Here is a 12600-nt window from a genome sequence, read left to right as displayed (position 1 = left end):
TTACGCGTTCGCCCGCGCCGCACTCCGCCCTGCGATATATCCGAACGTTAGCGCGGGGCCGAGGGTGCCGCCCGCGCCAGCATAAATGCCACCGGTCGGGCAGGCGATCGCATTGCCTGCCCCGTACAGGCCTGCGATGGGCTCGCCATCGTGTCCGAGGATACGCGCCTGCGCATCGGTGCGGGCGCCGCCATTCGTGCCGAGTAGACCCATGCGGATTTCAACAGCATAGAAGGGTGGGCGCTCCACTTTGCCGAGCGTCACTGCGGCCCCTTCCCGGCTGCGATCGCCGTAGAAGTGGTCATACGCGGACGTGCCGCGCGCGAAATCGGGATCGGTGCCGGCATCGGCATGCGTATTGAAACGAGTGACCGTGCTCTCGAGCGAGTCCGCCGAAATACCGAACGTCGCCGCCAGCTCCGACGGGGTGTCCGCGCGTGTCACCCAATCGGGCACCGGTTGTCCCGGCAGACGCGGGCCGATCGGGTAACGCTCGATATAGTTCTCATCGAAGATCAGCCACGCTGGGAGGTTCGGATAATCATAGGTCTGCGGATCGAATTGGTGAAACGCCCCGGCGAGCGCCGAGTAGTTCGCCGCCTCGTTACAGAAACGCATTCCGGCGCGGTTGACCATCAGCGAGTGCGGGACAGTCCGTTCGATGAGCACCGGAAGCGCGCGTTCCTCCCCGCCGGGCCACGGCGCGTCCGGCACGGTGAGGGTCGGTGCCCACCAGCCTTGCGTCATGTTTCCGAGCTTCGCGCCGCTTTCCATTGCCAGCGCCAACCCTTCCCCGCGCGCGGTCGGCGGGCTGGCGGGCGCATCCATCGGGCCACGCAGGAAAGTCTGCCGCTGGTCTTCATCCCATTCGAACCCGCCGGTCGTGATAATGACCGCGCTGCGCGCAACGAGGCTATAAGGTTCGCCGCCGCGCGCACCCTCGATCCCGGTCACTCTGCCCCCGTCTTTCACCAACCGGTGCGTTTCGACATTCAGGATCGGCTCGATCCCCCGATCAAGGCACGCCTTTAGCAGCCTGCCGATCATGGCCTGGCCGAAACCGCGCTCATTGTTCGCCATGCGTCGCTGCAATTCATCGGGCGGCACGACGCCCGTCCCGCCGCCAAGAGGCGTCTCGCGGAGCATCATCGGCTTGGGCTCTTCGATGGCGGTGATGCGCCCGGCCCATTCGCCCAGCTCGCCCAGCGCGAACAGATCGTGGTCGAGCGCCCGCCCGCCTTCGGGCTTTGCGCCGGGCCGGTCGAGATAATAATCAGGGTAGCCATCAAGCAGCGCGACCTTCAGCGCCCCCGCTTCTTCGAGGAAAGCAAGCGCCTCCGGACCGGAATCGACAAATGCCTCGAGCGTCTCATCGACGAGATCGCCGTGGTCCAGGCTGCGAAAATAGGCGAGCGCTTCCTCGCGGCTGTCCTCCATGCCCGCTGCACGCTGACGCGGATTGTCCGCCACCCAGATGACTCCGCCCGAAACCGCTCCGGTTCCCCCGACGCGGTCGAACCGCTCGATCAGCGCGACGCTCGCGCCCGCCTCATGTGCGGCCAGCGCCGCGGTCATACCCGCCGGGCCGCAGCCCAGGACGATCACATCTACATCGCTCATGACGCGTATAGAGGCGCGGCGGACTGCACCCGGCAATCCCTCATTTTGGCAAGGTGCGCGTTGCTCTTCGCCTCGCTAGGCAGGCTGCAAAGGGAGAAACGCAATGAAACTCGAAGGCAAAGTCGCAGCAATCACGGGCGGCACGGCGGGACTGGGACGCGGCATTGCGGAGGCGTTCCTTGCGGAAGGGGCCAAGGTGGCGCTCTTCGCACGTAATGCGGATAAAGGGGCGAAGGTTCTGGACGAACTTGGTGTGGGCGACCGCGCGATCTTCATCGCGGGCGATGTCATGAATCAGTCCGATGTCGAAGGCTTTATCGACCAGACCGCAGAGCATTTCGGCGCGCTGGACATCCTCGTCAACAATGCCGGCGGAGCGGGCGATTTGCAGCCGATGGTGCAGCTTTCGGACGAAGCATTCGATGAAGCAATGAAGTGGAACGTGTATTCGACGTTCTGGGCCACGCGCCGGGCGCTCAAGCCGATGCTCGAGAAGGGCGACGGGCGGATCATCAACATGTCGTCCATGGAAGGCAAGCATGGCAAGCCGGTCTTCACCGCCTACACCGCCGCCAAGCACGCGGTGAATGGCATGACCAAGTCTCTGGCACGCGAAGTCGGCGAGGCCGGTGTGACAGTCAACTCTATCTGCCCCGGTCTGGTCGTGACCGATATCATCAAGAACAACGGACCCGCCACGGCCAAGGCGATGGGCATGGAGTTCGACGAGATGATAACGATGTTCGCTCAGGAATCCGCGATCAAGCGGCCCAATACGGTCGAGGAAATCGCCGCGGTCGCGCTGCTCCTCGCGAGTAAGGAAGGCGCGGGGATAACCGGCGCGATGATAAGCGTCGATGGCGGAACCGCTCAGTTCTGAGCGGCGTCAGCCCTCGTTCTGTTCAGCCATCGCCGCGCCGACCGATGCCTCGATATCCTTTGCCTGAGGATTGCCGCGCAGGGTCAGGCCGCCATTGGGCTGGATATGCTGTCCGGTCAGGAAGGCTCTGTCGCTGCATAGCCACGCACATGCCTGCGCGACGTCGTCCGCAGTGTTGAGCCGCCCGAGCGGGTATTTCGGAAGAAATGCATCGACAAGCCCCGGTACGTGAAAGCTGTCTGCCGTCATGGGGCTTTCGGTGAACGCAGGCGACACCGTGTTCGCCTTGATACCGAGATGCCCGAAATCGTTGGCAACGCATTCAATCAGCGCCTCGGTTCCGCGCTTAGTGCCGATATAGGCAGCGTGATTGTTGATGAGAGCCTTGGTCGTGGCCGAGGACAGCGTGATGATCGAACCGCCAGTCGGGTCCTGTTCACTCATGACTTTCACGAAGGCCTGGAGGAAGTGGTGTGTGCCCTTGAAATGCAGGTCGGTGATCTTGTCGAGGTCTTCCTCCGTCGTCTCGAGCAAGTTGGCGAGCAGCGCCCAGCCGGTGCAGTTCACTGCGGCATCGACGCGTCCCATGTCGCTCACTGCTTTCTTTGCGAGGTCATGGACCTGACCGTTATCGGTGATGTCGCACAATCCGTAATGCCCGCCGATCTCCTCGGCGAGCTCGGCCAGCGGATCTTCGTGGCGTCCCGCGACCAGAACGGTGGCCCCTTCCGAGGCGAACAGCCGCGCGATGGTCTGCCCGATATTGTCCTTCGATGCTGCGCCCAGCACCACTGCCTTTTTGCCTTCAAGCTGGCCCATGTCCTGTCCTCTCGATGATTTCGTGCTGACACCTTACGCAAGGTCATGCACCTCCACCCTTCCCAAAAGTGTCCATTGTCGCGCGGGCGGTTGGACCGGCAAAGGAGCAGCGACGCACACAGGAGAAGCACGCATGTTTACAGGACCGATGGAAGATCGCCTTGCAATTCGCGAACTGCACGAGGTCTACGGCGACGGCGTGGTTCGCTTCGATGCCGAGACATGGGGATCGGTTTGGGCCGACGATGCGGACTGGGACTTCATGGGCATGAACCTCAAAGGCCGCGAGGCGATCGTCGAAATGTGGCTTGGTGCGATGAGCAATTTCGAGGCGGTCAGCTTCAGCTGCGTTCCGGCATCGATCGAAGTCGATGGCGACAAGGCCACCTCGCGGGTGCAGACACAGGAAGTGCTGAAAGGCAAAGACGGCTCCACCCGAATGATCGGAGGGCTCTATACCGACGAGCTTGAAAAGCGCGCCGGCCAGTGGGTCTACACAAAACGCGCGTTCGAAATCGTTGCCGAATACAACCCTGCAGAGGAGCCAGACTGATGGCCAAGATCGTAATTGCCGCCCAGATCGACCTCGACCCGGCGCAGCGTGCCGAGGCCCTAGCGAGCGCGAAACCGCATATCGACGCCGCGCTCGCGCAGGATGGCTGCATCGCCTACGACTGGAGCGCTGACGGCAGCAATCCGGCGCGGGTCAACGTGTTCGAAGAATGGGAAAGCGAAGAGGCGCTGGCTCATCACTTCGCCAACGATGCCTATGCCGGGATGCGCGATCACATCGGCACGTTCGGATTGACCGGCGCAGCGAGCAAGAAATACCGCGTCGATGCCGAAGGGCCGGTCTACAATGCCGAAGGCGAAGCGACCGAAGCGTTCGACTGACGCGCACAATGAAAATCCTCGGCGCAATCCTTGCCGGAGGCCAGGCCCGCCGGTTTGGAAGTGACAAGGCGCACGCGCTTTACGGAAGCACGCGCCTGATCGACCTCGTGGCGACAAAGCTGCGCGAACAATGCAGTGCGGTGGTGGTGTGCGGGCGCGAGGAGCCGGGTTTCGATTGTCTCCCCGACAGACCCGAAGCCAGCCTCGGTCCGCTAGGCGGCCTCAATGCCGCGCTGCACTATGCTCACGCCCATGGTTTCAGCCACGTTCTGAGCGCCGGGGTCGATGTGCCCAATCTGCCCGCCGATCTTGTGCAAACGCTTTCGGGCGGCGGCGCGGCAATCGTGCAGAGCCAGCCGGTCGTCGGGCTATGGCCGGCCTCGATCGCCGGTGAACTGGACATGTTCATCGCAGGCGGAGGCCGCGCGCTTTATGCCTTTGCCGGTCACATATCAGCGCGGAAAGTCGCGTTCGATCCGCCGCTGCTCAACGTGAATACGCCGGATGATCTACCCGATTAGAGTTTGAGCATCTGCTTGCCGCGGTTCTTCCCGGTGAAAAGCCTCTGCAGCGTCTCGGGCGCGTTTTCGAAGCCTTCCTGAATGTCTTCCTGATATTTCAGGCGCCCGTCACCGACAAACCCTTCGAGCCGTTTGCGGATCGCGGGGAATTCGGCCGCCCAATCGAGCACGATGAAACCCGCCATGCTCGCTCGGCGGAAGATGAGGTTGAAGTAATTGCCCGGTCCGGTCGGCAGCCCGCCGGACTCGTAGCGGCTGATCCCGCCGCAAATCACGACGCGCGCGCCGGTTGCGATATTGGCGAGCATATCGTCGAGGATTGTTCCGCCAACATTGTCGTAGATCACATCGACTCCGCGTGGGCAGTGCTCCTTGATCTGCCCTTTGACGTCGTCCGCCTTGTAATCGATTGCTGCGTCATAGCCTGCCTCCTTGACCAGCCATTCGCATTTTTCGGGGCCGCCCGCGATGCCGACCGCGCGGCATCCGGCAATTTTCGCGAGCTGACCGACAACGCTGCCGGTCGCGCCCGCAGCTCCTGAAACAAGCACCGTGTCGCCCGCAACCGGCTTGCCGATCTTGAACAGCCCGCAATATGCCGTGAGCCCCGTTGTGCCGAGCACAGACAGGACGGCGGTGGGAGAAAGACCGGTCTCGACCCTGGTCAGCCCCTCACCGTTATGGACGAGATGTTCGGTCCATCCGGTCGTCCCGAAGACAAGATCCCCAACAGCGAATTTGCCGCCATTGCTTTCAATCACCTCGCAGATCCCGCTGCCACGCATCACATCGCCGATATTCATTGGCGCCACGTAGTCGGCGATGTTTTCTATCCAGCCTTTCTGCGCAGGATCGAAGCCGAGATAATGGGTTTTGAGCAGCATCTCGCCTTCACCGGGCGAGGGAAGCTGTGTTTCGACCAGCTTGAAATCGCCATCCTCGATGCCCCTGCCTCGCGGGTGTCCGTTGAGAAGCCATTGGCGAGTGGTCGTGGTCATGGAAGCTCTCCTGATAATGCCCTGCCCTAATGCGGCCAGCGGCCCAAGCGCTCCACGGACAAAAGTGTCAGTCGCTGCGTCCTGCCCGTGTGGTAGTTTGCAGTTCAAGGAGACATGCAATGGGTGCCCAGACTCACAAGACGTTTTGCCGGTTCTGCCATGCGAATTGCGCGATGGAGGTCGATGTCGAGGACGGAAAGGTCTTGGCGGTGCGCGGCGATCCCGAAGACCCGGCCTATCACGGCTATACCTGTATGAAGGGACGCGAGCTGCCGGATTCGCATAATGCGGCACACCGGCTGCATCACAGTCTGGTGCGCGACGAAAACGGCGAGTTTGAGGAAACGCCGATGCCGCAGGCGCTGGAGCATGTCGCCAGCGAGCTGCGCCGGATCATCGACGAGCACGGCCCGCATTCCGTGGCTGTTTTCATGGGCTCCGGCGGGTTTCAAAACAGCGCGGCGATGGCGGCCTCGCTCAGCTTCGCGCAGGCAGTTGGCACGCGGAATTTCTACACGTCGGTAACGCTCGACCAGCCGGCGAAGGTGTTCACCACGATGCGTTACGGCAAATGGATGGGCGGGCCGAACACCTTTTCCGAAAGCGATGTGGCGATGTTCATCGGCAACAATCCGATCGTTTCGCATTACGCGCCCGTGGGCGGCGTGCCGCCGTTCAGCCCGTCGCGCCGAATCCGCGACCGTCAGGCCGAGGGGATGAAACTGATCGTTGCCGATCCGCGCGAAAGCGATGTCGCCCGGCTTGCAGATATCTACCTGCCGGTGAAGCCGGGTGAAGACCCCGCGCTGCTCGCAGGCATGCTCAACGTCATCATCGAGGAAGGTCTGTACGACCGCAATTTCGTTTCCGCCCATGTCGGTGGTTTCGATGACCTCGCCGCCGCCGTGAAACCTATGACCCCAGAAGTCGCGGCAGAGCGGGCCGGAGTGGAAAAGGACCAGTTGATCGCCGCAGCGCGCATGTTCGCTGGTGGATCGAAGGGCTGCGCAGTCACCGGGACCGGCCCGGAAATGGCAGGCAACGGGACGCTGACCGAATATCTGGTCGTTTGCCTCAACACGATCTGCGCCCGCTTCAAGCAGGAAGGCGAAAAAGCCGCGATACCGGGTGTATTCACAACACCCCAAGGCCCTCGCCGCGCGCAGGTTGCTCCGCCCGTCCCGATGTTCGGCGCGGAGGGGATGCCCAAATCGCGCTTTCGCGGGCTGGGTCATCTTGGCTGGGAAATGCCGTGCAATGTGCTTGCCGACGAGATCCTCACGCCGGGCGACGGACAGGTGCGTGCCTTCATTTCGGTCGGAGGCAATCCGGTCGTCGGCTTTCCCGACCAAGTGAAAATGGCCCGCGCGCTCGACGATCTGGAGCTGTTTGTGCAGATCGACCCGTGGATGAGTGCCAGCGCAAAACGCGCCGATGTCGTGCTCGCGCCATCGCAATGTCTCGAACGCGAGGACATCACCAACCTTTCCGAATGGTGGCACGAGACGCCCTATGCGCGTTACGTGGAAGCGGTCGCGACCCCGCCGGGCGACGTGATCGACGAATACGAAATGTTCTGGACGCTGGCCAAGCATCTCGGGATCACGATGCAACTGGCGGGCGGACCGCTGCCCATGGATCGCAAGCCGACCAAGGAGGAATTCCTCGACCTGATGGTCGCAGGATGCCTCGTCCCGCCGAGCCAGGTCCGAAAGGATGCGCAAGCCAATGGCGGAGCGGCCGTCATCTATTCCGACAAGCATCCGGACGTCGAACCGCTTGAGGAGGACGAATTTCACCGGTTCGACCTCGCCGTGGGTGACATGCCGCAGGAAATCCTGCGCTATGCCGATAACACCGCGCAGCGGGATGGGTTCGAATTCAAGCTCATCAGCCGCCGTTCGAAAACGCGGTTCAATTCAATTGGCCATCCGCTCAAGAAGTTGCGGGAAAAGACCACCACCAATCCCGCCTACATCCACCCGGACGACATCGCCGATCTGGGGCTGAAGGAAGGCGGGATCGTCGAAATCAGCAGTCCACACGCGACCATTCACGGTGTCGTCAAGGCGAGCGACAAGGTACGCCGGGGCCTCGTTTCGATGGCTCACGCTTACGGCGATGCCGATGCGTCGAAGGAAGATGTCCGCGAACGCGGCTCTTCGACCAATCGGCTGACCAGCGAGGTGGTCGATTACGATCCGATCACCGGGCAAAGCCTACAAAGTGCGATCCCGGTCAAGCTGGTCGCCGCCTGATTAACTCGACTCATAATCAAAGGAATCTCAATGCCCGATAACCGGCGCTTCCTCCTCCTGCGTCGCCCCGATGGCGAACCTGTCCGTGAAGACTTCGAACTGGTCACCGAGCCGACACCGGAGCTTGGCGAAGGCCAGTTCCTGATCCGCAATCACTATGCCTCGCTCGATCCGGCGATGCGAGGGTGGATGGATCCTGGCGGCAATTACATGCCCCCGATCCCGCTCGGCGATCCGGTCCGCGCAAGCACGATAGGCATGGTGGAGGAAAGCCGCGCCGAAGGGTTCGAAAAAGGCCAATGGGTCATGGGCCTGAACGCACTGGAGGATTATTCAATCGGTGTGGCAGGCGGGTTTACCCAGCCGATCGATCCCTCCGCTGTGCCGAGCGTGACCAATTATCTGTCGATCTTCGGCGCGGTCGGCATGACCGCCTATTTCGGCTTTCTGGAAGTGTGTGAGCCGAAGGAAGGCGAAACTGTGCTCGTGTCCGGCGCGGCAGGCGCGGTCGGCTCGCTGGTTGGCCAGCTTGCGAAGATCCACGGATGCCGGGCGGTTGGCATTGCAGGCGGCCCTGATAAATGCGCCAAGCTGACCGAGAAATACGGTTTCGATGCTGCGATCGATTACAAGGGCAAGGACGAGGCCGCCTTGACCAAGGCGATCGCTGAAGCCGCACCAGACGGCGTCGATGTGATCTTCGAAAATGTCGGCGGCGAAATCCTCGATGCCGGCCTGATGAACCTCAACCTCTATGCCCGTGTCGGGCTGTGCGGGCTCATCAGCGAATACAACAGCAAACCGCGCGGGGCTCGCAACCTTTGGCGCCTGATCGTCAACCGCGCGTCGATCCGCGGTCTGCTGGTTGCCGATTACGTCGAACGCTTTGGCGAAGGCGCGGCGAAGATGGGCGAATGGGCCGCCGCAGGAAGGTTGTATTCCGAAGAGCATATCGACGAGGGGCTGGAAAACGCTTTCGACAGCTTCATGCGACTTTTTGCAGGATCGAACCAGGGCAAGATGATCCTCAAGATCGCCTGAGACAATGCGCGACCTGCTCGTCCTGTCCGGCGGCCATGCCTATGAAAAGGGGCCGTTTGCGGCGCTGCTGGCGTCGCTAGGCGAATGGGACATCACCCATTTGATGCATCCGGAGGCGGAGGAAGCGGTTGCAGGCGGCCGCGCTCTCGATGCCGATGCACTGCTGTTCTACGATATGGGCGGATACACCTTTGCGAATGATTGGGTAACATCGCGCCCGCCGTCGGATGCGTATCGCCGCGCCGTGGTGGAGCGCTTTCAGGCGGGGCGGGGCGCCGTTGCCATGCATCACGCGCTCGCAGGATGGGCAGACTGGCCCGAATGGCACGAGATGCTGGGCGGGCGGTTTCTCTACACGCCGGGCGAGGTGCGCGGAAAACCTGCGCTCGATTCCGGGTATCGCCACGATGTCAGATATGTTGCCGAAGTGGTTGCCGACCACCCCGTCACCGCAGGTCTTCCCCCCGAATTCACGGTAACCGACGAACTCTACCTCGCCGAGATTTTCGAAGAGGATGTCAAACCGCTGATCCGATCCGATTACAGTTTCACACGGGACCATTTCTATTCCGCCGCGCTCGGCATTTCGGGGACGCTCTTTTCGAACGAGGGCTGGGATCATCCCCCCGGAAGCAACCTTGTCGCCTGGCACAAACGCGTTGAGAATGCGCCGCTCGTTTATCTGCAGTTCGGCGACGCCCCGCAAACATACGAGAACCCGCATGTTCGCAAGGCGATCGCCAATGCGCTCAATTTCATCGCTGGAGAAAACCCATGACCCCGATCGAAACAGTCACGGCCTTTATCGGTCATTGGAACAGCGGCGATTTCGAGGCCATGTATTCGCTGTGTTCGGACGATGTCGTCTGGCACAATATCCCAATGGACCCGATCGAGGGGAAAGCGGCGATGCGCGAAGCTGTCTCCGGCTTTATGAACGAGGTGACGGGCTGCGACTGGGAAACGCACAGCATTGCCGCGAACGGCAACATCGTCCTGACGGAGCGGACCGATGCTTTCGCGCTCAAGGACGGCCGTACAGCCGCAATCCGCGTAATGGGCACTTTCGAACTCAAGGGCGACGGGCTGATTGCCGCCTGGCGCGATTATTTCGACATGGCGGAATTTCAGCGCGAGTTTGCAGGCGGCTGAACCATCGGCCCTAACACATTCGCGCATCGCGTCACCGCGGCTCATGTGGCTAGGTTCTGCGGGTAATCCAGAGGTACCGGAGCCGCTATCATGAACAAGCCCGAGGGTAACGTTTTCGCCCCCGAAACGCTGGTCGATCCATTCGATTATTACCGCGCGATCCACGACGCCGGTATCGAAGTGGAACACGTGCCCGAAATGAACACTTTCGTCGTGTACAGCTACGACCTGTGTAACGAAGCCAACGCCAAACCTGAGGTGTTTTCCAACGACTTCACGGTGCTGATGGGCGCCGAAGACGAGGAAATTCAGGAGATCCTGAAAGATGGTTGGGCAAACCCGCCCACGCTTCTGACCGCGGACCACCCGGTCCACACGCGCAATCGCCAGCTGGTCAACCTCGCCTTTTCCGCGCCGCGCGTAAACGCCATCGAAGCGGGCATGCGTGCAAAGTCGATCGAGCTGATCGAAGCGATGGCTGAGGATGGCGAATGCGAATTCGTCGAGGCGTTTGCGATCCCGCTTCCGGTCGCGATGATCGCGCAGCAGATTGGCCTCGACAATGATCCGAAGCAGGTCAAATACTGGTCGGATGCCGCAGTCGACCGTTTCAGTCAGATGGTGGACCGCGAACGCCAGCTCGAATGCGCGCGGGCTTTTGTCGAGTACCAGAAATACATGAAGCCCAAGATCGATGACCGCCGGGTAAATGGCGGCGACGATCTGCTGACCGATCTCGTCGAAGCGCGCGTCGAGGGTGAAACGCCTCTGACCGACGAAGAGATCATGTCGATCATGCAGCAATTCATGGTTGCAGGGAACGAGACCACGACGTCCACGATCGCCGGTTGCCTGCTCGAACTGATCCGCAATCCCGAACAGATGGAGAAAGCAAAAGCCGCGGCCGGCGGGCGCAATCCCAAGCTGATCGGCAATATGGTCGAAGAGGCGCTGCGATACGAGACGCCGACTGCGGGCATGTGGCGGATCGTCAAGGAAGACACCGAACTCGGCGGCGTCGAAATGCCCAAAGGAAGCGTGGTCCAGCTGCGCTATGCAGCTGCGAACCGCGATCCGAAAAAGTTCGACGACCCCGACAAATTCGACATCGAGCGCAAGAACGCGCGTGCGCATCTCGCCTTTGGCAAGGGTCCGCATATGTGTGTCGGCAATATGCTCAGCCGCAAGGAAATGCTCGTGGCGTTTGACGAGCTGCTGGAGCGGCTCGACGATTTCGCCGTGGCCGATGAGGCAGGCGTAAAGATCCTGCCGAACATCCTGCTGCGCGGCGTGATCCGCCTGCCGATTACCTTTTCGAGGAAAGTTACGTGAATTTCGACCTGAGTGAAGAGCAGGAAATGTTCTGCTCCAGCGTCGAGCGCTTTGCCGCGCCGATCGATGTCGAGGCGCGCCGCAGGCTGCGCATGTCACCCGAAGGCTATGATCGCGCGCGCTGGAAAAACCTGGCGGATCTTGGCCTCATAGCGCTGTCGGTCAGCGAGCAAGCTGGCGGTATGGGCGGATCATCCGTCGATCTGGCGTTGGTGGCTGAAGCCATCGGGAAAGCGAACGCGCCGGACCCATGGCTGGAGCTTGGCGTGCTGCCTGCGCGGCTGCTGGAAAAAGGCGGGGCCCCTGAGCATCTCGAAGCGGTGGCGGCAGGAGAGCAAATAGCGACCCTCGCATGGGCCGAGCGGGCCCAGCGCTATAGCCTTCAGGCGGAAGGCGTGAAAGCAGAAGCAAGCGGAGACGGTTACCGGCTGAGCGGAGAGAAGACATTCGTGTTTGGCGGCGCGATCGCCGATCTGTTCATCGTCACAGCCGCTTTTGAAGGCGAAACGGCATGCTTTGTGATCAGCAAGGATGCCGATGGTCTGGAGGTGCGGCCCTATCGCCTCGCTGACGGAAGCATCGCAGGAGAAATTCGACTTACGCGTACCGAAGCCGCCGCCAGACTCGATCTCGGGAGTGAGGATATCTCCTCCATCGTCAGCGAAGTCCGCCTGTATGCTGCGGCAGAAATCGCCGGATTGGGACAGCGTCTGCTCGCCGATACGCTGGAGTACGTGAAAGAGCGCGAGCAGTTCGGCGTCGCCATAGGCTCCTTTCAGGCGCTCCAGCACAGACTGGTCGAGGCCTATGCGCGGATCGAGCAGTGTCGTTCGATGCTATACCGCGCCGCTCTTGCCGACCGCAGCGATGCGGGCGCGTGGGAGCGCGCAGCTGCGGGGGCGAAGGCTTTTATCGGAGATAACGTCGATGCGGTCGCGCGCGAGGCCGTGCAAATGCATGGCGGGATGGGCATCACGGACGAATTGGCAATCGGCCACGCGATGAAACGCGTGATGGTGCTCGCGCGCCTGTTCGGAGACACCGATACGGTGCTGTCCGAATATGCAATTGCGGCCTGAGGGGAT

At 61.6% G+C, this 12600-nt stretch carries 13 protein-coding genes; 10 read left to right on the top strand and 3 right to left on the bottom strand.

Annotation, left to right across the window (positions count from 1 at the left end; translation table 11 throughout):
* Window positions 1-1620 carry an FAD-dependent oxidoreductase gene (locus KCG45_RS05915; protein ID WP_218316133.1) on the bottom strand — a complete coding sequence of 540 codons (1620 nt, stop codon included), beginning with the start codon at window positions 1618-1620 and terminating at the stop codon, window positions 1-3.
* Between the two features lie 103 nt (window positions 1621-1723).
* Here KCG45_RS05915 and KCG45_RS05910 point away from each other — a divergent pair, with 103 nt between their 5' ends.
* Window positions 1724-2500, top strand: coding sequence for an SDR family NAD(P)-dependent oxidoreductase (locus tag KCG45_RS05910; protein ID WP_218316132.1), 777 nt, complete (start codon window positions 1724-1726; stop codon window positions 2498-2500).
* 6 nt (window positions 2501-2506) lie between these two features.
* On the opposite strand, the gene KCG45_RS05905 is transcribed toward KCG45_RS05910, so the two are convergent.
* Window positions 2507-3319 carry an SDR family NAD(P)-dependent oxidoreductase gene (locus KCG45_RS05905; RefSeq protein WP_218316131.1) on the bottom strand — a complete coding sequence of 271 codons (813 nt, stop codon included), beginning with the start codon at window positions 3317-3319 and terminating at the stop codon, window positions 2507-2509.
* A 133-nt stretch (window positions 3320-3452) separates the two neighbouring features.
* Between KCG45_RS05905 and KCG45_RS05900 the strand changes: the two genes are divergently transcribed.
* The 3 genes from KCG45_RS05900 to mobA are packed head-to-tail and all read left to right on the top strand — an operon-like array spanning window position 3453 to window position 4734.
* Entirely contained in the window at window positions 3453-3872 is a 420-nt protein-coding gene (locus tag KCG45_RS05900; protein ID WP_218316130.1) for a nuclear transport factor 2 family protein, read from the top strand.
* Window positions 3872-4213, top strand: a complete 342-nt coding sequence (locus KCG45_RS05895; RefSeq protein WP_218316129.1) for a putative quinol monooxygenase — start codon at window positions 3872-3874, stop codon at window positions 4211-4213. The genes KCG45_RS05900 and KCG45_RS05895 overlap by 1 nt, the downstream gene beginning before the upstream one ends.
* A gap of 8 nt (window positions 4214-4221) precedes the next feature.
* A complete protein-coding gene (gene mobA, locus KCG45_RS05890; protein WP_218316128.1) occupies window positions 4222-4734 on the top strand; it encodes a molybdenum cofactor guanylyltransferase in 513 nt (170 codons plus the stop codon).
* Here mobA and KCG45_RS05885 read toward each other — a convergent pair.
* The gene (locus tag KCG45_RS05885) at window positions 4731-5732 is read right to left on the bottom strand and encodes an NADP-dependent oxidoreductase (protein WP_218316127.1); all 1002 of its coding nucleotides are present in this window, start codon (window positions 5730-5732) and stop codon (window positions 4731-4733) included. The two genes, mobA and KCG45_RS05885, sit on opposite strands and share 4 nt — an antisense overlap.
* A gap of 119 nt (window positions 5733-5851) precedes the next feature.
* Between KCG45_RS05885 and KCG45_RS05880 the strand changes: the two genes are divergently transcribed.
* The 6 genes from KCG45_RS05880 (at window position 5852) to KCG45_RS05855 (ending at window position 12594) form a co-directional block, all read left to right on the top strand.
* Window positions 5852-7990 carry a molybdopterin-containing oxidoreductase family protein gene (locus tag KCG45_RS05880; RefSeq protein ID WP_218316126.1) on the top strand — a complete coding sequence of 713 codons (2139 nt, stop codon included), beginning with the start codon at window positions 5852-5854 and terminating at the stop codon, window positions 7988-7990.
* 30 nt (window positions 7991-8020) lie between these two features.
* A complete protein-coding gene (locus tag KCG45_RS05875; RefSeq protein WP_218316125.1) occupies window positions 8021-9031 on the top strand; it encodes an NADP-dependent oxidoreductase in 1011 nt (336 codons plus the stop codon).
* A gap of 4 nt (window positions 9032-9035) precedes the next feature.
* Window positions 9036-9809: a ThuA domain-containing protein gene (locus KCG45_RS05870; RefSeq protein WP_218316124.1), complete on the top strand. Its 774-nt coding sequence runs from the start codon at window positions 9036-9038 to the stop codon at window positions 9807-9809.
* Entirely contained in the window at window positions 9806-10183 is a 378-nt protein-coding gene (locus KCG45_RS05865; RefSeq protein ID WP_218316123.1) for a nuclear transport factor 2 family protein, read from the top strand. Before KCG45_RS05870 ends, KCG45_RS05865 begins: the two co-directional genes overlap by 4 nt.
* Window positions 10184-10273: 90 nt before the next feature.
* Window positions 10274-11515, top strand: coding sequence for a cytochrome P450 (locus KCG45_RS05860; RefSeq protein WP_218316122.1), 1242 nt, complete (start codon window positions 10274-10276; stop codon window positions 11513-11515).
* Window positions 11512-12594 (top strand): acyl-CoA dehydrogenase family protein, encoded by a 1083-nt coding sequence (locus tag KCG45_RS05855; RefSeq protein ID WP_218316121.1) that lies wholly within the window; start codon window positions 11512-11514, stop codon window positions 12592-12594. Before KCG45_RS05860 ends, KCG45_RS05855 begins: the two co-directional genes overlap by 4 nt.
* The last annotated feature ends 6 nt before the right edge of the window (window positions 12595-12600 follow it).

It is taken from the genome of Erythrobacter ani (assembly GCF_019204025.1).
In the GTDB taxonomy this organism is placed as follows: domain Bacteria; phylum Pseudomonadota; class Alphaproteobacteria; order Sphingomonadales; family Sphingomonadaceae; genus Erythrobacter; species Erythrobacter ani.
The sequence above is the reverse complement of the archived record's forward strand: the minus strand, read 5'-3'. Positions and strand labels throughout refer to the sequence as shown.